At 62.7% G+C, this 20,670-nt stretch carries 23 protein-coding genes; 15 read left to right on the top strand and 8 right to left on the bottom strand.

All coding sequences use genetic code 11. From position 1 onward, the window contains the following. The first annotated feature begins 325 nt into the window (after positions 1 to 325). From Q0844_RS18555 to Q0844_RS18525, 7 genes are all read left to right on the top strand, one after another. Positions 326 to 1,027, top strand: a complete 702-nt coding sequence (locus tag Q0844_RS18555) for a response regulator transcription factor (protein ID WP_299048078.1) — start codon at positions 326 to 328, stop codon at positions 1,025 to 1,027. 44 nt (positions 1,028 to 1,071) lie between these two features. Next, complete coding sequence (locus Q0844_RS18550) at positions 1,072 to 2,772, top strand: sensor histidine kinase (RefSeq protein ID WP_299048075.1); 1,701 nt, start codon at positions 1,072 to 1,074, stop codon at positions 2,770 to 2,772. Positions 2,773 to 2,777: 5 nt separating this feature from the next. Beyond that, positions 2,778 to 3,203, top strand: coding sequence for a serine kinase (locus Q0844_RS18545; RefSeq protein ID WP_299048074.1), 426 nt, complete (start codon positions 2,778 to 2,780; stop codon positions 3,201 to 3,203). Beyond that, positions 3,200 to 4,096: an RNase adapter RapZ gene (gene rapZ, locus Q0844_RS18540; RefSeq protein WP_299048072.1), complete on the top strand. Its 897-nt coding sequence runs from the start codon at positions 3,200 to 3,202 to the stop codon at positions 4,094 to 4,096. Before Q0844_RS18545 ends, rapZ begins: the two co-directional genes overlap by 4 nt. Continuing rightward, complete coding sequence (locus tag Q0844_RS18535; RefSeq protein WP_299048071.1) at positions 4,093 to 4,488, top strand: PTS fructose transporter subunit IIA; 396 nt, start codon at positions 4,093 to 4,095, stop codon at positions 4,486 to 4,488. The genes rapZ and Q0844_RS18535 overlap by 4 nt, the downstream gene beginning before the upstream one ends. Positions 4,489 to 4,490: 2 nt before the next feature. Then, positions 4,491 to 4,760 (top strand): HPr family phosphocarrier protein, encoded by a 270-nt coding sequence (locus tag Q0844_RS18530; protein ID WP_299048069.1) that lies wholly within the window; start codon positions 4,491 to 4,493, stop codon positions 4,758 to 4,760. Positions 4,761 to 4,826: 66 nt separating this feature from the next. After that, entirely contained in the window at positions 4,827 to 5,693 is an 867-nt protein-coding gene (locus Q0844_RS18525) for a lysophospholipid acyltransferase family protein (RefSeq protein ID WP_299048068.1), read from the top strand. A gap of 52 nt (positions 5,694 to 5,745) precedes the next feature. Here the strand turns inward: Q0844_RS18525 and Q0844_RS18520 are convergent, their stop codons facing one another. Then, a complete protein-coding gene (locus Q0844_RS18520) occupies positions 5,746 to 6,621 on the bottom strand; it encodes a 3-hydroxybutyryl-CoA dehydrogenase (protein ID WP_299048066.1) in 876 nt (291 codons plus the stop codon). A 149-nt stretch (positions 6,622 to 6,770) separates the two neighbouring features. On the opposite strand from Q0844_RS18520, the gene Q0844_RS18515 reads away from it, so the two are divergent. After that, on the top strand, positions 6,771 to 7,583 hold the full coding sequence (locus tag Q0844_RS18515; protein WP_299048064.1) for a DUF6473 family protein: 813 nt from the start codon (positions 6,771 to 6,773) through the stop codon (positions 7,581 to 7,583). A 56-nt stretch (positions 7,584 to 7,639) separates the two neighbouring features. Here Q0844_RS18515 and Q0844_RS18510 read toward each other — a convergent pair whose 3' ends face one another. Together Q0844_RS18510 and Q0844_RS18505 are read right to left on the bottom strand one after the other, a co-directional pair. Continuing rightward, positions 7,640 to 8,566, bottom strand: coding sequence for an electron transfer flavoprotein subunit alpha/FixB family protein (locus tag Q0844_RS18510; protein WP_299048061.1), 927 nt, complete (start codon positions 8,564 to 8,566; stop codon positions 7,640 to 7,642). Then, positions 8,566 to 9,324 carry an electron transfer flavoprotein subunit beta/FixA family protein gene (locus tag Q0844_RS18505; RefSeq protein WP_299048059.1) on the bottom strand — a complete coding sequence of 253 codons (759 nt, stop codon included), beginning with the start codon at positions 9,322 to 9,324 and terminating at the stop codon, positions 8,566 to 8,568. Before Q0844_RS18505 ends, Q0844_RS18510 begins: the two co-directional genes overlap by 1 nt. A gap of 187 nt (positions 9,325 to 9,511) precedes the next feature. Between Q0844_RS18505 and Q0844_RS18500 the strand changes: the two genes are divergently transcribed. After that, complete coding sequence (locus Q0844_RS18500; RefSeq protein ID WP_299048056.1) at positions 9,512 to 9,889, top strand: VOC family protein; 378 nt, start codon at positions 9,512 to 9,514, stop codon at positions 9,887 to 9,889. Between the two features lie 55 nt (positions 9,890 to 9,944). Here Q0844_RS18500 and Q0844_RS18495 read toward each other — a convergent pair whose 3' ends face one another. From Q0844_RS18495 to Q0844_RS18480, 4 genes are all read right to left on the bottom strand, one after another. After that, on the bottom strand, positions 9,945 to 10,520 hold the full coding sequence (locus Q0844_RS18495) for a cob(I)yrinic acid a,c-diamide adenosyltransferase (RefSeq protein ID WP_299048054.1): 576 nt from the start codon (positions 10,518 to 10,520) through the stop codon (positions 9,945 to 9,947). Between the two features lie 2 nt (positions 10,521 to 10,522). Beyond that, complete coding sequence (locus Q0844_RS18490) at positions 10,523 to 10,729, bottom strand: twin transmembrane helix small protein (protein ID WP_299048051.1); 207 nt, start codon at positions 10,727 to 10,729, stop codon at positions 10,523 to 10,525. A 72-nt stretch (positions 10,730 to 10,801) separates the two neighbouring features. Next, positions 10,802 to 11,632, bottom strand: a complete 831-nt coding sequence (locus tag Q0844_RS18485; RefSeq protein WP_299048003.1) for an SDR family NAD(P)-dependent oxidoreductase — start codon at positions 11,630 to 11,632, stop codon at positions 10,802 to 10,804. 55 nt (positions 11,633 to 11,687) lie between these two features. After that, complete coding sequence (locus Q0844_RS18480; RefSeq protein ID WP_299048000.1) at positions 11,688 to 12,302, bottom strand: SH3 domain-containing protein; 615 nt, start codon at positions 12,300 to 12,302, stop codon at positions 11,688 to 11,690. 230 nt (positions 12,303 to 12,532) lie between these two features. On the opposite strand from Q0844_RS18480, the gene Q0844_RS18475 reads away from it, so the two are divergent. From Q0844_RS18475 to Q0844_RS18465, 3 genes are all read left to right on the top strand, one after another. Next, positions 12,533 to 14,827 (top strand): DNA topoisomerase IV subunit A, encoded by a 2,295-nt coding sequence (locus tag Q0844_RS18475; RefSeq protein ID WP_299047997.1) that lies wholly within the window; start codon positions 12,533 to 12,535, stop codon positions 14,825 to 14,827. A 66-nt stretch (positions 14,828 to 14,893) separates the two neighbouring features. Then, on the top strand, positions 14,894 to 16,093 hold the full coding sequence (locus Q0844_RS18470; RefSeq protein ID WP_299047995.1) for a DUF898 family protein: 1,200 nt from the start codon (positions 14,894 to 14,896) through the stop codon (positions 16,091 to 16,093). Then, positions 16,090 to 17,223: a M48 family metallopeptidase gene (locus Q0844_RS18465; RefSeq protein WP_299047993.1), complete on the top strand. Its 1,134-nt coding sequence runs from the start codon at positions 16,090 to 16,092 to the stop codon at positions 17,221 to 17,223. The genes Q0844_RS18470 and Q0844_RS18465 overlap by 4 nt, the downstream gene beginning before the upstream one ends. Here Q0844_RS18465 and Q0844_RS18460 read toward each other — a convergent pair. Further along, on the bottom strand, positions 17,220 to 18,584 hold the full coding sequence (locus Q0844_RS18460; protein ID WP_299047991.1) for a cytochrome P450: 1,365 nt from the start codon (positions 18,582 to 18,584) through the stop codon (positions 17,220 to 17,222). The two genes, Q0844_RS18465 and Q0844_RS18460, sit on opposite strands and share 4 nt — an antisense overlap. Positions 18,585 to 18,696: 112 nt before the next feature. On the opposite strand from Q0844_RS18460, the gene Q0844_RS18455 reads away from it, so the two are divergent. The 3 genes from Q0844_RS18455 to Q0844_RS18445 all read left to right on the top strand — a co-directional run. Further along, a complete protein-coding gene (locus Q0844_RS18455) occupies positions 18,697 to 19,326 on the top strand; it encodes a hypothetical protein (RefSeq protein WP_299047990.1) in 630 nt (209 codons plus the stop codon). A gap of 31 nt (positions 19,327 to 19,357) precedes the next feature. Further along, positions 19,358 to 19,891 carry a hypothetical protein gene (locus Q0844_RS18450; RefSeq protein WP_299047989.1) on the top strand — a complete coding sequence of 178 codons (534 nt, stop codon included), beginning with the start codon at positions 19,358 to 19,360 and terminating at the stop codon, positions 19,889 to 19,891. A 93-nt stretch (positions 19,892 to 19,984) separates the two neighbouring features. Further along, positions 19,985 to 20,670 (top strand): GTP-binding protein (locus Q0844_RS18445; protein ID WP_299047986.1); only part of this gene is annotated, 686 nt, incomplete at its 3' end.

Genomic DNA, 20,670 nt, shown 5'->3' with positions numbered 1-20,670 from the left:
TGCGGCTTTGGTGGTCAGAGGGTGGCCAAGTGGCCGCGAGGCGGCGTCATGCCACCCTGTTTTGGCGTCTTAACATGCGGATTCACGAGGTGAATAGGCTTGCAGCCAAGGTTAGCGCCACCATGGCGACCGGTTGCGCAAACAGTCTTTCAAGGATGTGCACGCCGGGCGGGAATGTGCGGCAATTTAGCCATTGCTAACCACTTTCTGACCACTGTGGGTCTGAATTCGCCACCTGATTCGCACTTATGGATTGATTCGAAAGGCCAAAACCGAGAGTATGCCCGAAAAAATAATAAGTACGCGCAGTATAAGGAAACAGGCAATGTCCAAGATTGCATTGGTGGACGACGACAGGAATATCCTGACGTCCGTCTCAATGACGCTCGAAGCCGAAGGGTTCGAGGTAGAAACGTATAATGATGGTCAGGCGGCGCTGGACGCCTTTAACAAGCGTCTTCCGGATATGGCTGTGCTCGACATCAAGATGCCGCGCATGGATGGCATGGATCTGTTGCAACGCCTGCGCCAGAAAACCACGATGCCGGTGATCTTCCTGACCTCGAAGGATGACGAGATCGACGAGGTGCTCGGCCTGCGCATGGGGGCCGATGACTACGTCAAGAAGCCGTTTTCCCAGCGCCTTCTGGTCGAGCGTATCCGCGCCCTGCTGCGCCGTCAGGACGCCGTGGCCGGCGACGTTGTGGGCGACACCGAAGAGACCAAGGTGATGGAACGGGGCGAGCTGCGGATGGACCCGCTGCGCCACGCGGTCAGCTGGAAAGGCAAGGACGTGTCGCTGACCGTGACCGAATTCCTGCTGCTTCAGGCGCTGGCCCAACGCCCCGGTTTCGTGAAATCGCGCGATCAGCTGATGGATGTCGCATATGACGATCAGGTCTATGTCGACGACCGGACGATCGACAGCCACATCAAGCGCCTGCGCAAGAAGATGCGCACGGCGGACGATGAATTCTCGGCGATTGAGACGCTGTACGGCATCGGGTATCGTTACAACGAAGAATAAGAACCATGGCGCGCCCAGAACGGGCGCCGCCCGAGAGGACAGCAGTGCGAGACACAAGCACACCTCAGCCCCGTGACGGCGATGTCGTCCTTGGGGAAGACTGGGTTGCACCGGAGACATCCGCGGCGACCGAGTTGCGGGACGGGCGTGCGCGGCGCGGCCTGATGTCGCTGCGGGCCTCACCGCTGGCCCGCAAGATCATCACGTTCAACCTGATTGCGTTGAATGTCCTGGTGGCGGGCATCCTCTATCTCAATTCGACGCGGGAAAGCCTGGCTGTCCAGCGCCTGTCCGCGCTGGTGGCGCAAGCCGAACTGGTGGCGGATGTGCTTGAGGCGCAACTGCCCGTGGGTGCGCCTGTCAGCCTGGCCACCGGCGACGGGGCGAACGTGCCCGACACCCTTCAGTCGCTGGATCTGCGGGTCGGGCACCAGGTCTATGTGTTTGACGCGGCCGAAGTGCTGATCGCACAAAGCGAAGGCACCCTGGCCCCGCTGGCCAATCAGACAACGGAAACCGAAAACGTGGCCGTGCTGACCGATGGGCTCAGCTGGGTGTGGCACCAGATTTCACGCCCCTTTTCCGGCGGTGACGCTACCCCCCCCGCGGCGATCGAGGATCAGTTGCGCCCATTGGTGGCGCGCAGCCTCGCCGGTGATACGCAGATCAGCGAGAACCTGACGATTGCGGGCGGCGCGATGTTCAGCGTCGTGACACCCATCGAGCATGACGGATCGGCCGTTGGCGTGATCGCGCTGACCAGCAAGTCCGGCGAAATCGATGCGCTGGTGCGGGGCGAACGCGAACGCGTGTTGCAGATGTTCGTCATTGCGACCCTGGTGTCGATTGGCCTCAGCCTCGTTCTAGCCTCGACCATCGCGAACCCGCTGGCCGATCTGGCCGCAGCCGCCGAACTGGGCCGGGACAAGAATGCGCGCAAGGTCAATCCGGGCCGCATCCGCATCCCGGACCTGACCGCGCGCCCGGACGAGATCGGGCGCCTGTCCGGCGCGTTGCGCGGCATGATTGCGGCGCTGTACAACCGGATCGATGGCAACGAACAATTCGCCGCGGACGTGGCGCACGAGATCAAGAATCCGCTGGCGTCGCTGCGGTCTGCGGTCGGCACGCTTCGGATGATCAAGCGCGATGATCAGCGCGAAAAGCTGCTGGATGTCATCGACCATGACGTGCGCCGCCTGGACCGTCTGGTCAGCGACATTTCCAATGCCTCGCGTCTGGACAGTGAACTGGTCAAGGAAGAGGAAGAACCCTTTGACCTGCTGAAAATGATCGGAAACCTGGGACAGTATCTGGGTGAGGATGCACGCGGCAAGGGCATCGAGTTCATCACCGATCTGCCCGCACATCCGATCGAGGTGCAGGGTCTGGAGGCACGCCTGGCCCAGGTGTTTGTCAACCTGATCACCAATGCGATTTCCTTCTGCGAAGATGGCGACGCGATCCGCGTCTGGGCCCGCAAGCGCGAAAATCGCGTGCTTGTCGTGGTCGAGGATACGGGACCCGGCATTCCGGATCAGGCCCTGACCAAGATTTTCAAACGCTTCTATTCGCAGCGTCCCGAAGAGCACTTTGGCAACAATTCCGGCCTGGGCCTTGCGATTTCAAAGCAGATTGTCGAAGCGCATGGCGGCGTGATCTGGGCCGAGAACATCCGCCCCACCGATGCCGACATCACCTCCGAACCCTTGGGTGCGCGTTTCGTCGTCGGCCTGCCGGTCTGACCTGAATGCCCGGGCCCCTGCGCCTGCATGCCAGCGCAGTTGCCGTGGACGGGCAGGGGGTCTTGATCCTTGGTGCGTCGGGCAGCGGCAAATCCAGCCTTGCCTTGCAACTGATCGCCCTGGGCGCAGCCCTTGTCGCGGATGATCAGACGGTTCTGACAGTGCGATCCGGTGCGGTGCACCTGAGCGCACCCGAGACCATCGCCGGGCTGATCGAGGCGCGAGGCGTTGGCCTGCTGCGCGTGCCCGTTGACCAGGCGCCGCTTGCGCTGGTCATTGATCTGGACCGGGCCGAGACACAGCGGCTGCCTCTGGCGCATTCAATGACCTTGCTGGACCGGCACTTTCCCTGCCTTCACAAAGTGGATAATGCGGCTTGGCCCGCCGCAATCTTGCTATATCTGAAAGGCGGACGCAAAGATCCGGAATGACCGTCGCCATGCCAGCCGCTGCTCGCCGCCTTGTACTTGTGACCGGACCGTCTGGTGCCGGGCGCTCCAGCGCGATCCGCGTGCTTGAGGATCTGGGCTATGAGGCCATAGACAACATGCCGGTGCGCCTGATCCGTGCCCTTTTGGATGATCCTGCGGCCGATGCGCCCGTGGCCTTGGGCATCGACCCGCGCAACCGGGATTTCACCGTGACGGCGATCACGGATGCCTTGGGCCAGATCGCGGCTGTGCCCGGTGTGATGCCCGAGCTTCTGTACCTGGATTGCAGCACCGACGTCCTGCTCAACCGCTTTTCCGAAACCCGCCGGCGGCACCCGCTGGCCGAAGCCGACCGGGTCGAGGCGGGTATCCTGCGTGAAAAGGACCTGTTGGTCCCCGTGCGTGCACGGGCCGACATATTGATTGATACGACCGACCTGAATGTCCATCAATTGCGGGCCGAGGTCGAACACTGGTTCTCGCCCGGCGAACAAAGCCAGTTGTCCGTTTCGGTGCAAAGCTTCAGCTATAAACGTGGGCTGCCCCGGTCCGTGGACATGGTGTTTGACTGCCGGTTTCTGAAAAACCCGTATTGGGATCCGAACCTGCGCACCCGGACGGGGATGGACCCGGCCGTCAAGGCGCATATCTGGTCGGATCCGCGTGCGGCGGCCTTTGAAACCCGCTTGCGCGATTTGCTGCTCTGGCAGTTGCCAGCGGTGCTGGACGAGGGGAAATCTCACCTCTCGGTTGCATTTGGATGCACAGGCGGGCAACACCGGTCGGTTGCCATTGCGGAAACCGTGGCCGCAGCCCTTGCAGAGGCTGGCTGGCAGGTGTCTATTCGGCATCGGGAACTGGATCGCCGCAAACGCGAAGAGGCATCAGCTTGATCGGGATCGTGATTGTCGCACATGGCGGGCTCGCTGCTGAGTATCTGCGGGCAATCGAACATGTCGTCGGGCAACAGTCGGGTGTGCGCGCCATCGCGATCGAGGCCGACCATGACCGCACCGCAAAGGAAACCGAGATCTGCGTGGCCGCAGACGAGGTGGATGCCGGCGACGGGGTGGTGGTTGTGACGGACCTTTTTGGTGGATCACCCTCGAACCTGAGCCTGTTGGCCTGCAAGCCCCAGAACCGCCGTATCCTGTATGGCGCCAACCTGCCGATGCTGATCAAGCTGGCCAAAAGCAGGTCACTGGACGTAACGGACGCCGTGCAAGCCGCGCTGAGTGCAGGTAAGAAGTATATCGATAGCCAGAATATAGGCGCAGATACCTGAAGATGACCCACCGCAGACTGGAAATTGTGAATATCAAGGGATTGCATGCCCGTGCATCCGCCAAACTGGTCGAGGTGGTCGAGGCATTTGACGCCCGCGCCATCGTCAGTCAGGATGGCATGTCTGCATCAGGCGACAGCATTATGGGTCTTTTGATGTTGGCAGCGTCAAATGGAAGTTTTATTGACGTTGAAACTTCGGGCCCGGACGCCGAGCCGCTGGCGGACGCGCTCAGCGCCTTGGTGGCAGACAAGTTTGGGGAAGAGGCCTGAGCCAACCGGACTGCCACGGTCCACGTCAATGATAGGTGACGATCTTTGGTCGATAGCACGCATAACATGACGAAGGTTGCAAAACCGGCAGAGCCGGAACAGGTCAACTTCAACACATATGACCGCCGCAGCCTGTCCTACGCATCGACATTCGATGACCCGTGGAAGGCGACCTTTATCCGCGTGATGGAGGCGTTCACCGGCAAGCTGACCATCCTGCGCCTGATCCGCAAGTTCGAAAAGCAGGGCGCGCCGTCGGGCCAGGCGTTCTGGCGGGCCTGTCTGGATGTGATGGGCATTGACCTGACCACGCCGCAAGAACAGCTGAACCGCATCCCCAGGGACGGTCCGGTGATCGTCGTGGCCAACCACCCGCACGGGATGGTGGATGGCATGATCTTTGCCGACCTGATCGGCCGGGTGCGCCCGGATTACCGCATTCTGACCCGGTCGCTGCTGACTGCCATCGACGAGGTGGCCGGCAGTTTCATGATCCCGGTGCCGTTTCCGCATGACCCGGATGCGCAGCGCAAAGGGGTCGAGATGCGGGCCAAGGCCCTGGCCCATCTGAAAGAGGGGGGCGTCGTGGCCCTGTTTCCCTCGGGCGTCGTTGCCACCTCTGAAACATGGTGGGGGCCCGCCGTAGAGGCGGAGTGGAACGTCTTTACCGCCCAGTTGATCCGCCGGTCCGGTGCAACCGTTGTGCCGATGCGCTTCCCGGGGTCCAACAGCCGCGCCTATCATATCGCGGACAAGGTTTCGCCCATGCTGCGCCAGGGCTTGCTACTGCACGAGATCGTGCGGTCCTGCAACAAGCCGCAAGGCCCGATCGTGGGGCACCCCCTGGATCCGGAGGTTGTGGCGGGTTTCAAGGATGACCCCCGTGGCTTCATGACATGGCTGCGCGAGCGGACCATGGCGCTCAAGGACTGAGCGGGCGCGAATTTGTTAAAAATTCGGCCGGGTTTTCCTTTGAAGGAAAACCTTAACGCGTGGGAACGGGCGTGTCGCCACGATAGTCATAGAACCCGCGTTCTGACTTGCGGCCCAGCCAACCGGCCTCGACATATTTGGTCAGCAAAGGGCAGGGCCGATACTTGGTATCCGCCAGACCGTCATGCAGCACGTTCATGATGGCCAGGCAGGTGTCCAACCCGATAAAGTCGGCAAGCTCCAGCGGCCCCATCGGGTGATTGGCCCCAAGTTTCATCGAAGAATCGATCGACTGCACCGATCCCACGCCTTCGTAGAGGGTATAGACGGCCTCGTTGATCATCGGCATCAGGATGCGGTTGACGATAAAGGCCGGAAAATCCTCGGCCGTTGCGGCCGTCTTGCCCAGATTGTCGACAACCGTCTTGCAGGCGTCGAACGTCTCTGCGTCTGTTGCGATCCCCCGGATCAGTTCGACCAGTTGCATGACGGGCACCGGGTTCATGAAGTGGAAGCCCATGAACTTTTCCGGGCGGTCCGTGCGGCTGGCCAGCCGGGTGATCGAGATGGAGGATGTGTTCGACGTCAGGATCGTATGCGGCTGCAGATGCGGCACAAGGTCTTCGAAAATGGCCTGTTTGACGGTCTCGCGTTCGGTGGCCGCCTCGATGACCAGGTCGGTCTGTCCCAGGTCTGTCAGGGTCTGTGTTGTCTTGATCCGGGCCAGGGCCGCGGCCTTGTCCTCGGCGCTGATCTTGTCGCGACTGACCTGCCGTTCAAGGTTGCGGTCAATGGTGGACACAGCGGCGGACAGCACGTCGCCCGAGATGTCGTTGAGCATCACGTCGTAGCCCGCAAGTGACATGACATGCGCGATGCCGTTGCCCATCTGGCCTGCACCGACAATCCCGACCGTTTTGATGTCCATCTTCGCCCTCTTACCCGTCGCTGCACCATAGGGTCTGCCACCTGCCGGGGGCAAGGGCGTGAAATGCCACATTAACGCCCATCTTTGTTAGGGGATCGTCAACCTGCACCTGCGACTGTGTGCACGGGTAAGCAATGAGAGTGGGTCTCATGAGTATTGAATCACTGGGTCCGGGGGGACTCGACTATTTGCCGTGCAGATACGGCAATTCCAAAGTGCTGTTTCGCGGGCCGCGCCGGTCCCTGGACGGCCCGTTTGTCGCGTTTTTCGGCGGCACGATCACATATGGGAAATTCGTGCAAACGCCGTTTCCCGATCTGGTTGAGCAGGCCATAGGCACGACATGTGTAAATTTCGGATCGTTGAATGGCGGCGTCGACGTGTTCGCCACCGATCCCTATCTGCGCGACGTGTCGGGGATGGCACAGACCACGGTGATCCAGATCACCAGTCCGCGCAACATGTCCAACCGGTTCTACCGCGTGCATCCGCGCCGCAACGACCGGTTTGTCGAAGCGTCCTCGCTGCTGCGCGCGATCTACCGCGAAGTCGACTTTGCCGAGTTCAACTTTACCAACCACATGCTCAGCCGCCTGCAACTGGTGTCACCGGAACGGTTCGAAACTGTGGTTGAGGAATTGCAAACCGCCTGGGTCGCCCGGATGCGCCTTGTCCTCAGCCAGATCAGGGGCCGCACGGTCTTGTTGTGGGCGGGACGAGAGACGCCCGAGGACTCGGCGCAGGATCTGGAGGCCGACCTGGGCCTCGTGTCACGCGACATGATCAACAAGGTGTCCGAGCTGGCCACGCAATATGTCGAAGCGGTCATTTCGCCCGATGCGGTCCAGGCCGGAACCGAAGGGATGGTGTTCAACGACATGGACGCCCCCGCCGCGCGCACCATGCTGGGGCCCTTTGCGCATCGCGAAATCGCGGAGGCGCTGGTGCCTGTTCTGACCTGACATGAAAAAGCCCGCCGTTGCACACGGCGGGCCTTGTCGTTGGCATTTGATCGCGCTCAGAGCTTTTCGATCATCTCGGGTACGGCGTCGAACAGGTCTGCCACCAGACCGTAATCCGCAACCTGGAAGATCGGTGCCTCTTCGTCCTTGTTGATGGCGACGATGACCTTTGAGTCCTTCATGCCCGCAAGGTGCTGGATCGCGCCAGAGATGCCCACCGCGACGTAAAGGTCGGGCGCAACCACCTTGCCGGTCTGGCCCACCTGCCAGTCGTTTGGCGCATAGCCCGAATCGACCGCAGCACGGGATGCGCCAACAGCGGCGCCCAGCTTGTCAGCCAGTTTTTCGATCAGGGCAAAGTCGTCTTCCGACCCCACGCCACGACCGCCGGACACAACCACACCTGCGGATGTCAGTTCGGGGCGGTCGGATGCGGCCACCTTGTCCTCGACCCAGGACGACAGGGCAGGATCAGCCGCCGCACCGATGTTTTCGACGGATGCAGAACCGCCCGTGCCAGCCGCGTCAAAGGTGGACGTGCGGAAGGTGATGACCTTCTTGCCGTCGCCGGATTTGACCGTCTGGATCGCGTTGCCCGCATAGATGGGGCGTTCGAACGTGTTGGCATCGACCACAGCCGTCGCGTCCGAGATCACCATGGCATCCAGCAGGGCCGCGACCCGGGGCATGATGTTCTTGGCGTCGGTGGTGGCGGGCGCCACGATATGTTCGTAATCACCGGCCAGCGACACGATCAGGTCGGCGACCGGTTCAGCCAGACGCTTGCCATACAGCGCATCCTCGGCGCACAGCACGCGTGCCACACCGTCGATGGTGGCGGCGGTCGCGGCCGCATCGGCGCAGGTTGCACCGGTCGCCAGTACAGTCACCTCACCCAGTGCCTGCGCGGCTGTCACGGCCTTGGCCGTGGCGTCCATCGCCAGTTCACCGTCATTGATCTCTGCGAGAAGAAGAACAGCCATTACACAGCCCCCGCTTCTTTGAGTTTCGTCACAAGCTCATCGACCGAGCCGACCTTGATGCCAGCCGCACGGGCTTCCGGCTCTGCCGTCTTCACGATCTCAAGACGTGGTGCCGCATCGATGCCGTAATCGGCAGCTGTCTTTTCATCCAGCGGCTTTTTCTTGGCTTTCATGATGTTGGGCAGCGACGCATAGCGCGGCTCGTTCAGGCGCAGGTCGACCGAGATCACGGTCGGCATGGTCACCTCGATGGTTTGCAGACCACCGTCCACTTCGCGCGTGACCTTGGCCTTGTCGCCCGCAATCTCGACATCGGAGGCGAACGTGGCCTGGCTCCACCCCATCAGGGCGGACAGCATCTGGCCGGTGGCGTTCATGTCATTGTCGATGGCTTGCTTGCCGCACAGAACCAGACCAGGCTGTTCTTCCTCGACCACCTTGGCCAGGATCTTGGCCACGGTCAGCGGTTCGATATCGGTGTGCACGTCATCCGCGGCAATCACCAGGATCGCGCGATCCGCACCCATGGCAAGCGCCGTGCGCAGGGTTTCCTGGGCTTGCTTGACGCCGATGGAGACAGCGATGACTTCCTCGGCTTGGCCCGCTTCTTTCAGGCGGATGGCCTGTTCGACGGCAATCTCGTCAAACGGGTTCATCGACATTTTCACATTGGCGAGATCCACACCCGATCCGTCCGCTTTCACGCGCACCTTCACGTTGTAGTCGATCACGCGTTTGACAGGCACAAGCACCTTCATGAGCGTTCCTCTCCTCAAAATAACGACTCAGCTTTGGCAACTGAGATAGTAGGTCCCGGTTGGTTTACCCAAGTCCCCGTTACGGAAACAGGACAAAATCGTCACGTCACATCGTTTGAACGCCGCGTTTTCAAGGTGATGCGGCGCAACGGAAACTTTGGTACACTGTGGGAAAGGAGATTTGCCCATGGAACGCGTCCAAGGCTTTGGCGGATTTTTCTTTCGATCCAGCGATCCCGAAGGTCTTGCCGCGTGGTACCGGGACATGCTGGGCATCAACCTGGTGCCGACGGCGGTGGACCAGGTGCCGTGGATGGCCGAAGGTGGTGCAACGGTCTTTGCGCCCTTTGCGGCCGACACCGACTATTTCGCGCAGGACAAGGCGTTCATGCTGAACTTTCGCGTGTCCAATCTGGATGCGATGGCGGCCCAGCTTGAAGACGCGGGCGTCGCGGTCAAGATGGTGGGGGACATGCCCGGGATCGGGCGTTTTGCGCATCTGACCGATCCCGAAGGCACCCCGATCGAGCTGTGGGAGCCTGCCGCGCCCCAGCCCCAGGAATGACACCCCAAGGGCTCCGCCCTTCCGGGGGCCAATCGCTCCGCCGGAGCGCTTGCCGCTAGTCGCGGTTCGCCCCCGGAACCCACAGCACATCATCCTTGCCGCCGTTGTTGGCAATGCGCGCCGCCACAAAGAACCAATCGCTCAGACGGTTCAGGTATTTCACCGCCGCCGGGTTCACCGCCTCCATGGTTGCCAACTCAACCGCCAGACGCTCGGCCCGTCGCGCCACGGTGCGGCACACATGCAGGTGGGCGGACAACGTGGATCCACCCGGCAGAATAAAGCTGCGCAGCGGTTCAAGATCGGCATTCATCGCGTCGATTTCCGCCTCAAGCCGCGACACCTGCGCATCGGCCATGCGCAGGGGCGGGTATTCGGCCTCTGCGTCCTGCTCCATGTCGGGGCGGCACAGGTCGGCGCCCAGATCGAACAGGTCGTTCTGAATACGGCTCAGGGCCACATCGACCTCACCCGTTGCTTCCAGCCGGGCCACGCCCAAAAAGGCATTCAATTCATCGGCGGTGCCATAGGCTGTCACCCGCATCGCGTGCTTGGCGACGCGTGCGCCGTTGCCAAGGGCGGTTTCACCCGCGTCACCCGTCTTTGTGTAAATCTTGTTCAGAACAACCATGCTCAGTTCCCCGTTCCACGCAGCGCCACATAGGCAAGGATCAAAAGGACAGCCACGAATTGCGCGGCGATTCGGTACCGCATCAGGCGGTTGGAATTGCTTTTGGCCCAACCGGACCCTTTGGCAAATCCGCCAAGGCCCAGCATCAGCACGACGACGACCGCCAGGCAGGCCAACGCGATCAAGATGAATAGCGGGTCAAAGCCCATGGTTCTGCGTCCCTTTTTCTTCCGTTCCGACGATGTAGGGGGGTTGCCGGGAAAAGCGAACGCGTCTTTCGGTCACCCGCGCGACAATACCCAGTCCAGCGCGCGCACGGGCAGCAGACGACGGAAGGTCGCCATCAGGAAGGTGGGGGTCGTCACCATGTAGGTGAGGCGCGGTTTGCGCGCTTCCAACGCATGGCGCAGTTTCTTCACAACCGCATCCGCCGGCAATTCAAACGCGTCCGGTCCGCGATCCTCGTACAGCCGTTTGCGCAGTTTCCTGCGATACTGTTCGACGCGAACCGACCCTTCCCAATCGATCCACTTTTCGAAATGCGGGATCGAGTTTTGGCGGATCTTGCTGGTGATCGGTCCGGGCTGGATCAGGATGACGTCGATGGGCGTGTCCCGCATCTCGACCCGCAGGGTCTGCGTCAGCCCCTCAAGCGCGTATTTGGTCGAATTATACGCGCCGCGCCACGGCATGGTGACAAAACCCAGGACAGACGAACACTGCACGATCCGGCCATGCCCTTGGGCCCGCATCACGGGGATGACGGCGCGTGTCAGCTCGTGCCAGCCAAAGAAGTTGGTTTCGAAAATGGCCCGCAACGCGTCAGTCGGCAGGTCTTCGACCGCGCCGGGCGTGCCGAACGCCCCGTTGTTGAAAAGCGCGTCCAACGTGCCGCCTGTCGCGTCAAGCACCTCGGTCAATCCGGCATTGATGGTCGCGCTGTCGGCATAGTCGATGCGTGGGCTTTCAAACCCCTCGGCCCGCAGGCGCGCGCAATCGTCGGCCCTGCGGCATGACGCAAAGACGCGCCAGCCCACATCACGCAATCCATGCGCCGCCGCATAGCCGATGCCCGAAGAACAGCCTGTAATCAGTACGGATTTTTGCGCCATTTCGTGTCCTGCCCGTGTGTGCGCAGGACAATAGCCGGTTCAGGCGTGCGCGCAATCAGCCTTCGCTCAGCAGGTAATCGGCCATCCAGCCAATGCTGCCACCGTCCAGCGGCCGCAGCTTCACCCAGCCGTTGCCGGGGTCTTGCAGCACCTCGACCTCGGCGCCACGGGTCAGGCGGTTCACCACGGAATAGTCTGTGCCGGGACCGCCCCGCACGTTCACGCTGCGCGCAGACACGGCACGCACATCGCGCCCGGTTTCGCCAGCCACGGCGTCTTGCGTGTCTGGTGCGTTGAAATCAACCGGTGTGATCACGGCCGCGTCCAGAATCAGGCTGGGCAGGATCACGGTTGGCTCTTCTTCGGCCAGCGCCGTCTCGGTGGCCTCGGGGGGTGTCGGGCGGGACCGGGCGGCTGTCGTCGGTACGTTGCGCTGCGGACGCAGCACGTCGTTGACACTGTTCAGGTTCAGGGACACGCGGGTGACATTTTCGGGCAGCGCAGGCGCCACCTCGGCCACGGCCACCGGCGCAAGTGTGTCTTCCTCGACCACGGCAGGCGCATCTATGCGCGACAGGCGTGTCGCTTCCGCATCGAAATCAGCGCCTCCGCTCATCTCGTAAAATGCGAATGCCAAAAAACCAAAAGTGACGATAATGAACCGCGCCATACCGTGCGTTCCCCCCAACATACATTCCCGTGTCACAACAGCAGCTTGATGACACACCACAATCCTTAACAAACCGAGCGATTCCCGGCACTGGTAAAAACCGGTCAGTTTTCCCCACGGCGTTCGATTGTGGTGTGACAGCAACGCGGTGACCGGGCTGTGGGTTCCCGAACGGAAGAACGGGCACCTGACCGCTTGTTCCCGGCAATGGGGGCGGCTACACATCATCTATGTCAGATCAGACCGACACCCCCAATATGGACCTGTCCGAACCGCTGCGCCGTGCCTTGGGCGAACGGTATCTGACCTATGCACTGTCCACGATCATGCACCGGGCGCTGCCGGATGCGCGTGACGGTCTGAAGCCGGTGCACCGCCGGATTCTGTTCGCAATGCGGGAATTGCGCCTGTCCTCGACGGGCGGATTCCGCAAGTCGGCCAAGATTTCGGGCGACGTGATGGGCAACTATCACCCCCATGGCGACGCTGCGATCTACGATGCGATGGCCCGTCTCGCGCAGGATTTCAACGTCCGCTACCCGCTGGTCGACGGACAGGGGAACTTTGGCAATATCGACGGCGATAACCCGGCGGCAAGCCGCTATACAGAGGCACGGATGACTGCCGTGGCCGAGGCGCTGCTTGAGGGGCTGAACGAAAACGCCGTCGATTTCCGCGAAAACTACGACGGCACGCTGACCGAACCGGTTGTGCTGCCCGCGCAGTTCCCGAACCTGCTGGCCAACGGGTCCTCCGGCATCGCGGTGGGCATGGCCACCAACATCCCGCCGCACAACATATCGGAACTGTGCGACGCCTGCCTGCATCTGATCAAAACGCCCGATGCGCGCGATGACACGCTGCTGAATTACGTGCCCGGCCCCGATTTCCCCACGGGTGGCATTATTGTCGAGCCGCCCGAGGCCATCGCGACAGCCTACCGCACCGGCAAGGGCGGCTTCCGCCTGCGCTGCCGTTACGAGGTCGAGGATCTGGGCCGGGGCCAGTGGCAGATCGTTGTCACCGAGATCCCCTATCAGGTCCAGAAATCCAAGCTGATCGAAAAGCTGGCCGAGGTCATCCAGACCAAGAAGGTGCCGATCCTTGGCGATGTCCGGGACGAATCCGCCGACGACATCCGCCTGATCCTTGAGCCGCGCTCCAAGAATGTGGACCCGGACGTGCTGATGGGCATGCTCTATCGCAACTCGGACCTTGAGGTGCGGTTCAGCCTGAACATGAACGTGCTGATCGACGGGGTCACGCCCAAGGTCTGTTCGATGAAGGAAGTGCTGCGCGCCTTCCTTGATTTCCGGCGCGAGGTGCTGATCCGACGCAGCCAGCACCGGATGGAAAAGATCGACCACCGGCTCGAGGTGCTTGAGGGGCTGATTGTCGCCTTCCTCAACCTGGACCGCGTGATCGACATTATCCGCTATGATGATGACCCCAAGGCAGCGCTGATGCGCGAGGATTGGGGCAAGGATCATCCGCGCGCCATGACCGAGGCGGATTATGTCTCGCCCCCACCGGGCGAGGGCGAACTGAGCGAAGTGCAGGTCGAAGCCATCCTGAACATGCGCCTGCGCAGCTTGCGCCGCCTGGAAGAGATGGAACTGCTGCGCGAGCAATCCGAACTGATGGAAGAACGCGCGTCCCTCGAAGACCTGCTGGAAAGCGAAGACCTGCAATGGCAGGCCATCGCCGACCAGATGCGCGAGGCGAAAAAGAAGTTCGGCAAGGACTATGACGGCGGCGCACGGCGCACCACCTTTGCCGTGGCGGGCGCGGTCGAAGAGGTGCCGCTTGAGGCGATGATCGACCGCGAACCGATCACCGTGGTGTGCAGCCAGATGGGCTGGATCAGGGCGATGACCGGCCATATCGACCTTACCCGCGAGCTGAAGTTCAAGGATGGCGACGGGCCGCGCTTTATCTTCCATGCGGAAACGACCGACCGGTTGATCGTGGTGGGATCGAACGGGCGCTTCTACACCGTCTCCGCATCGAACCTGCCTGGCGGGCGGGGCATGGGCGAACCGTTGCGCCTGATGATCGATCTGCCGAACGAGGTGCAGATACACAGCCTCATGACCCACAAACCGGGGCGCAAGCTGCTGGTCGCCTCCAGCGCAGGGGACGGGTTCATCGTGCCCGAGGACGAAGTCATCGCCCAGACCCGCACCGGCAAACAGGTGCTGAACGTGCGCGGCGATGTAAGGATTGCGGTCTGCAAGCCGGCCACCGGCGACAGCGTCGCCGTCGTGGGCGAGAACCGCAAGGTGCTGGTCTTCGGGCTGGACGACCTGCCCGAGATGGCGCGGGGCAAGGGCGTGCGTCTGCAAAAGTACAAGGACGGGGGCCTGAGCGATGCGACCACCTTCACTCTGGCCGAAGGGCTCAGCTGGCTTGACCCGGCGGGCCGCACGCGGACCGAGACCGATCTGGACGAATGGCGCGGCAAACGGGCCGGGACAGGGCGGATGGCACCGCGCGGTTTCCCGCGGGACAACACCTTCACCTGACGGTATGAATTGGTTTCAACCTGTGGGCAGCGTGATCCTGCCTGAACAAGACATGGCGGTGCGGCAATGAGTAAGCAGATCCAGGGCAAGTATTTTGGCACCGGCGGGCCGCTTTTCCGCCTCTACATGGTCACGGCCCTTCTGACATTGGTGACGCTGGGCATTTACCGGTTCTGGGCCAAGACCCGGTTGCGCACCTATGTGTGGTCGGCGGCCAGCGCGGATGACGACAGCTTTGAATACACCGGCACCGGGCTGGAGAAGTTCCTGGGCTTCCTTGTCGCCATCGTCATCCTTGCCCTCTATCTGGGCCTGGTTCAGATCCTGCTGACCTTCGTGGGGCTCAGCATCGTTCCGGACAGCGACTCGCCCGCTGCATTCGCGGCACAAAGCGTGGCCATCAACCTGTCCGTGCTGTCCATCGTGCCCCTGATGCTGTTCGCGCAGTATCGCGCGCGGCGTTACAAGCTGGCGCGCACCCGCTGGCGGGGCATCCGGTTCGGGATGGATAAAGGGGCCTGGGGCTATGCGTTCCGGGCCATGGGCTACTACCTGCTGACCATCATCACGGTGGGCATGCTTGCGCCGCTCGGGACATACCGGCTCGAAAAGTACATGGCGGATCGCACATGGTTCGGTGACGCGCCGTTCGAACAGCATGGCCGCTGGCAGGCGCTCTATGCCGGGATGAAACATGTCTTCATATCGCTTGGACTTTTTGTCGTTGCCATCGGTGCCTTCGTATTCGGGGCGTCAACGGACCAGGCGGGTTTTGCCGTGCTGGGCGGCATCCTCGCCGTCGTGGGGTACATCTGGTTCCTTGTGGGTTTGCTGTCCTACCGGGTGTTCGCCTTCAACTACCTGACGGGTCAGAAGGTGCTGGATGGGCAGATCAGGTTCCGCGCACAGCTGCGCACACCGACGCTCGTCGGCATCTTTCTGATCGGGTCCGTCGTCATCGGTCTGGTGATGGGGGCCGTCTTTGGCGTGATTGGTGGCCTCTTTGCGGCCTCGGGCGAAGCGATTATGACCGGCACGGCCAGCCCGCTTCTGTTTGTCGCGATTGCGCTGCTGTATGGCGGCGCATTCCTGGTCGCCGGGGCGCTGAGCATGATCCTGATCACCCAGCCCGTCATTGAACACGCGGTCGAGAATGTCACGGTCTTCGAAGCCGAACACCTGGATGCCATCCGTCAACGCGCCGCAGATACCGGGGCAGATGCCGAAGGCTTTGCCGATGCGCTCGACGTGGGTGGTGCGCTGTGACAGGACCGCGCGGCCGCTTCTTTGACGGAGAGACGGGCCAGCGGCTGTATGTGGATCTGTCATTGGACAAGGCCGCGCAAACGCTGCGCCTGACGCATCCCGACCTGCCGATGGGGGCCCAGTATTGGCCGCTGGACGCGATCCGGGCACAGGACGATCACGCGCGCCGGGGGCAAATGTCGCTGGGCCTGGCGGCAGAGGCGTCGCTGGACGGGCGCCTGATCCGGACGGCACGCCTTGTCATCAACGATCCGGACATGGTGGCCGCGCTGCGCGTGGCCTGCCCGAACCTCGGGCGCAGGGACATGGCCGCGGGCACCGGGCGCAAGGTGATGACGTGGGTGGGCGGCGCGGTCGCTGCCGTGGGCCTCATGGTGTTTGTCATCCTGCCGGCGCTGGCCAATGTCATGGCGGCATTGATCCCCATCGACCGCGAAATCGCGGCGGGCGAGCGGATGGTGGCCCAGATTGAACGGTTCCTGGGGGCCGACGCGTCCGGCGATCTGGTCTGTGACGCACCCGCAGGGCAGGCGGCGCTTGACGCCATGACGGCACAACTTACGGCACATACGGCTGTCGAATACGATCTGACGGTGACGGTCTTCAACCACAAGATGGTCAATGCCTTTGCCACGATGGGCGGCCAGATCGTGCTGATGCGCGGGTTGATCGACCAGGCGCAGTCGCCGGACGAGGTGGCCGCCGTGCTGGCCCATGAAATCGGGCATGTCGAATCGCGCGATCCCACGCGGGGCGCGCTGCGGGCCGCGGGCTCTGCCGGTCTGTTGTCCCTTGTGCTGGGGGATTTCGCAGGCGGGGCTGCGGTGGTCGTCATGGCCGAATACACGCTGAACGCCGCCTACACGCGCGAGGCCGAGGGCGAGGCCGACCAGTATGCGCTTCGGATGCTGGACCGCGCGGGCGTGGATGCCGGGGCGTTGGGCACCTTCTTTGACAGTCTCGAAGAGATCGAGCGCCGGATGCCCGACCTGCCCGTGTACCTGTCCAGTCACCCCGAGACCGAGGCGCGCGCGGACGCGGCGCGCGACTTTGCCAGGGGCCAGGGCCCGACGACGCCCAGCCTGTCAGCGGATCAATGGGCCGATCTGCGGGCCATCTGCGCAGGCTAGGCGGGCGTCGCGTTCAGCCATACGCCCCCTTCGGGCCGCAAGGTCAGGATCATCACCGGATCGGGCACCTTCCCGGGCACCGGCGCGAACCGGAAGCGGCTCAGCACAGTGGCAAGGATGATGACGGCCTCTTGCAGGGCAAAGGACGCGCCGATGCAGATGCGCGGCCCGTCGCCAAAGGGCAGATAGGCATAGCGGTCAATGGATTTGCGGTCCGCAAACCGATCCGGAACAAAGCTGTCCGGATCGTCCCACAACAGCTTGGACCGGTGCAGCGCATAGATCGGGATCATGCAGGTGTCGCCCGGTCTGATGGCAGTGCCGCAGAGCGTGTCGTGGGCCATCGCCGTGCGCGACACGATGCCCGCCGGGGGGTACAGGCGCAGGGCCTCGTCAATGATCTGGCGGATAAAGGGCAGATGTTCCACGTCATCACCCGTCGCGGCCCGCCCTTGCAGCACGGATTGCGCCTCGGCCCGGGCGCGGTCCTGCACATCCGCATCAAAGGCCACCAGATACATGGACCAGGCAAGGGTAAGGGCGGTGGTTTCATGGCCCGCCACGATAAAGGTCAACAGGTTGTCGCGCAGCTCGGCGGTGGTCATCTTGCGCCCGGATTCGGGGTCTGCGCCCGCCATCAAAAGGTCCAGCAGGTCGGGCATGTCTGTCTGCGGCTGCGCGGCGCGGGCCTCGATCGCGCGGTCGGCCAGCGCCTTGGTGTCGCGCATGGCCTTGCCCGACACCATCCGGCCGGGGCGCGGCACCCAATCCGGGGCGCCAAGAATGTCGAACAGCGATATCTTGCCCGCTTCCGCGATATAGTCGTCAATGGCGCGGTGCACGGCGCTGCGGTCAAAGGCATCGCCGCTGGAAAAGGTGACATCTGTGATCACGTCGAATGTGGTGGTCACCATCTCGTCCAGCAGGTTCACGGCCCGCGGCCCCGCCGCCCCGATCCGATCCGCGCACCGTTCCGCCGCCCGGGTCATGATCGGGGACAGGTTCATCATGTTGCGATGGGTGAACACCGGGGCTGCGGTGCGGCGCTGCCAGCGCCAGTCCGCCCCTTCGGCAATAAAGATCGACTCGCCCACGGCAGGGCGCAACAGCGCCTTGGTCACAACCGACTTGGGATAGTCGTCCAACCGATCCAGCAGCATCTGCCGCAGGGCGCCGGGGTCCATCACCATGTGCCAGCGCTTGCCCGTCTTGCCGGACACGATGGGCAGGCGCGTCGCCGCCTCCGGGATCACGGCCAGCACATTGCGCCGCATGGTGCGCAGGCTCTGCCACATGCCGATGGTCTCGGTCACAAGCGGAACGCGGACAGGTGTGGGCGCAGGTCGTGCGGTGTCAGGCATGTCTCCCCTCCATCACACCGTAACGTTATATGGCGGCAGTGGTCGCGGGCAATTGCGCCATCGTCGCACCTGCGCTATCGGATAGCCCACAATAAACGGGGAGACTGCGGGCATGATGCGTTGGGTGTTTGGCCTTTTGATGCTGGTTGGGCTGTCGGCCTGTGCCGCCAGCCGGGACCTGGATGAGGCACCTGTGCCCCTGGGCGACTTTCGGCTCGAACATAACATCGTGATCGCCGACAAGGCGCAGCGCGGACCGCTCAGCCGTCCCGCAAGCGAGGAACAGCTGTCCAATGCCGTCAAGGCGGCCATGGCAGAACGGTTCGGGCGCTACACGGGCGACAGCCGCTACCATTTCGGCATCTCGGTCGAAGGCTATGTCCTGGCGCAGCCGGGTATTCCCCTGGTGCTGGCGCCCAAATCGGCGCTGATCCTGAATGTCACCGTCTGGGATGATGCGGCGGGCGGCAAGCTCAATGACGAACCCGAACAGATCACCGTGCTCGAAACCTTTGGCACCGCGCCGATCATCGGCACCGGCTACACCATGACAGCCGAAGAGCAGCTCAAGGAACTCAGCCAGAACGCGGCCAAGGCGGTCGAACGCTACCTTGTGCGGCAGCAATCCGAACAGGGCTGGTTCACCCCCGACAGCACGGCGGCCCCGGCGGACCCCGACACCGCGCCCGTGCCCGGGCAAAGCGCACAAATCGAGAATACGGACAGCCCGACACAAGGGTAACAGGTCAGGTGGCACTGGGAGGAGCGCAGCAATGACACAGACCCTTCGCATCGCGCTCTGGCTGATCTGCTGCGCGGCGCTTGCCGCCTGCATGGACGGCACCCCGCAAAGCCAGTCGCGCGTCAGCCCCGCCGACATCGTGGCCAATGTCGTTCGTGTGGACACGTCCGCCTTCACCGGGATCGAAGGGCGGAACCTCGACATCTCGGCCGCTCAGATCGCCAGTGACATCGGGCGCGCCCTGGGACGCCGAATGGGCAGCGGCGGGCCGTCCAACGCCAATATCGATGTGCGCCTCGGCACGGTCCGGTTGACCTCTCCGGCCTCGGCCTTCGCCTTTGGTGGCCCCAGCGCGATCGAAGCCGAAGTGGTCGTGACGGACGCCAGCACCGGCGCGGTCCTGTTCGGACCCGAACAGGTGCGCGGCACATCTGAATTCCTGCGTCTGCCCGGCGTCATCGGCGTGGCAACCAGCCCCTCGCCCGAACGCGATTACGACCAGACGGTACAGGGCTTTGCCGCCGCCGTGACCCTTGCCATCCGCAGACCCGCCCCCGAGGTCTGAGGCCGCTTGATTTTCCTGTTCAATCGCAATACATGCCGCGCGGAGTGAACCACGGGGCACGTCCCCACAATTGAACAAAGGGCGTCTGACAAGATGGCAAAGGAAAAGTTTGAACGTACGAAGCCGCACGTTAACATTGGCACGATTGGCCACGTTGACCACGGCAAGACGACGCTGACGGCGGCGATCACGAAGTATTTCGGTGATTTCCAGGCATATGACCAGATTGACGGCGCGCCCGAGGAAAAAGCCCGCGGGATCACGATCTCGACCGCGCACGTGGAATACGAGACGGACGCACGTCACTACGCCCACGTCGACTGCCCCGGCCACGCCGACTACGTCAAGAACATGATCACCGGTGCCGCCCAGATGGACGGCGCGATCCTGGTTGTGAACGCCGCGGACGGCCCCATGCCGCAAACGCGCGAGCACATCCTGCTGGGCCGCCAGGTGGGCATCCCCAAGATCGTCGTGTTCATGAACAAGGTCGACCAGGTCGACGACGAGGAACTGCTGGAACTGGTGGAAATGGAAGTCCGCGAACTGCTGGACACCTATGAATACCCCGGCGACGACACGCCCATCATCGCAGGCTCTGCCCTGGCGGCGATGGAAGGCCGTGACGCCAACATCGGCGAAGACAAGATCCGTGAACTGATGGCGGCCGTGGACGAGTACATCCCGACGCCCGAGCGCGCGGTGGATCAGCCCTTCCTGATGCCTGTGGAAGACGTGTTCTCGATCTCGGGCCGCGGCACCGTTGTGACCGGCCGGAT

Origin of the sequence: uncultured Tateyamaria sp. (assembly GCF_947503465.1) — a bacterium.
Taxonomy (GTDB): Bacteria; Pseudomonadota; Alphaproteobacteria; order Rhodobacterales; family Rhodobacteraceae; genus Tateyamaria.
The sequence above is the reverse complement of the archived record's forward strand: the minus strand, read 5'-3'. Positions and strand labels throughout refer to the sequence as shown.

What these genes read in the sequence shown, in the direction of transcription:
- Q0844_RS18515 (WP_299048064.1), top strand. Translation starts at nt 6,771, where the DNA reads ATGAGTATTGAATCACTGGGTCCGGGGGGACTCGACTATTTGCCGTGC.
- Q0844_RS18530 (WP_299048069.1), top strand. Translation starts at nt 4,491, where the DNA reads ATGACCCACCGCAGACTGGAAATTGTGAATATCAAGGGATTGCATGCC.
- Q0844_RS18525 (WP_299048068.1), top strand. Translation starts at nt 4,827, where the DNA reads ATGACGAAGGTTGCAAAACCGGCAGAGCCGGAACAGGTCAACTTCAAC.
- Q0844_RS18520 (WP_299048066.1), bottom strand. Translation starts at nt 6,621, where the DNA reads ATGGACATCAAAACGGTCGGGATTGTCGGTGCAGGCCAGATGGGCAAC.
- Q0844_RS18470 (WP_299047995.1), top strand. Translation starts at nt 14,894, where the DNA reads ATGAGTAAGCAGATCCAGGGCAAGTATTTTGGCACCGGCGGGCCGCTT.
- Q0844_RS18450 (WP_299047989.1), top strand. Translation starts at nt 19,358, where the DNA reads ATGACACAGACCCTTCGCATCGCGCTCTGGCTGATCTGCTGCGCGGCG.
- Q0844_RS18495 (WP_299048054.1), bottom strand. Translation starts at nt 10,520, where the DNA reads ATGGTTGTTCTGAACAAGATTTACACAAAGACGGGTGACGCGGGTGAA.
- Q0844_RS18455 (WP_299047990.1), top strand. Translation starts at nt 18,697, where the DNA reads ATGATGCGTTGGGTGTTTGGCCTTTTGATGCTGGTTGGGCTGTCGGCC.
- rapZ (WP_299048072.1), top strand. Translation starts at nt 3,200, where the DNA reads ATGACCGTCGCCATGCCAGCCGCTGCTCGCCGCCTTGTACTTGTGACC.
- Q0844_RS18505 (WP_299048059.1), bottom strand. Translation starts at nt 9,324, where the DNA reads ATGAAGGTGCTTGTGCCTGTCAAACGCGTGATCGACTACAACGTGAAG.
- Q0844_RS18460 (WP_299047991.1), bottom strand. Translation starts at nt 18,584, where the DNA reads ATGCCTGACACCGCACGACCTGCGCCCACACCTGTCCGCGTTCCGCTT.
- Q0844_RS18545 (WP_299048074.1), top strand. Translation starts at nt 2,778, where the DNA reads ATGCCCGGGCCCCTGCGCCTGCATGCCAGCGCAGTTGCCGTGGACGGG.
- Q0844_RS18485 (WP_299048003.1), bottom strand. Translation starts at nt 11,632, where the DNA reads ATGGCGCAAAAATCCGTACTGATTACAGGCTGTTCTTCGGGCATCGGC.
- Q0844_RS18510 (WP_299048061.1), bottom strand. Translation starts at nt 8,566, where the DNA reads ATGGCTGTTCTTCTTCTCGCAGAGATCAATGACGGTGAACTGGCGATG.
- Q0844_RS18500 (WP_299048056.1), top strand. Translation starts at nt 9,512, where the DNA reads ATGGAACGCGTCCAAGGCTTTGGCGGATTTTTCTTTCGATCCAGCGAT.
- Q0844_RS18555 (WP_299048078.1), top strand. Translation starts at nt 326, where the DNA reads ATGTCCAAGATTGCATTGGTGGACGACGACAGGAATATCCTGACGTCC.
- Q0844_RS18490 (WP_299048051.1), bottom strand. Translation starts at nt 10,729, where the DNA reads ATGGGCTTTGACCCGCTATTCATCTTGATCGCGTTGGCCTGCCTGGCG.
- Q0844_RS18480 (WP_299048000.1), bottom strand. Translation starts at nt 12,302, where the DNA reads ATGGCGCGGTTCATTATCGTCACTTTTGGTTTTTTGGCATTCGCATTT.
- Q0844_RS18475 (WP_299047997.1), top strand. Translation starts at nt 12,533, where the DNA reads ATGTCAGATCAGACCGACACCCCCAATATGGACCTGTCCGAACCGCTG.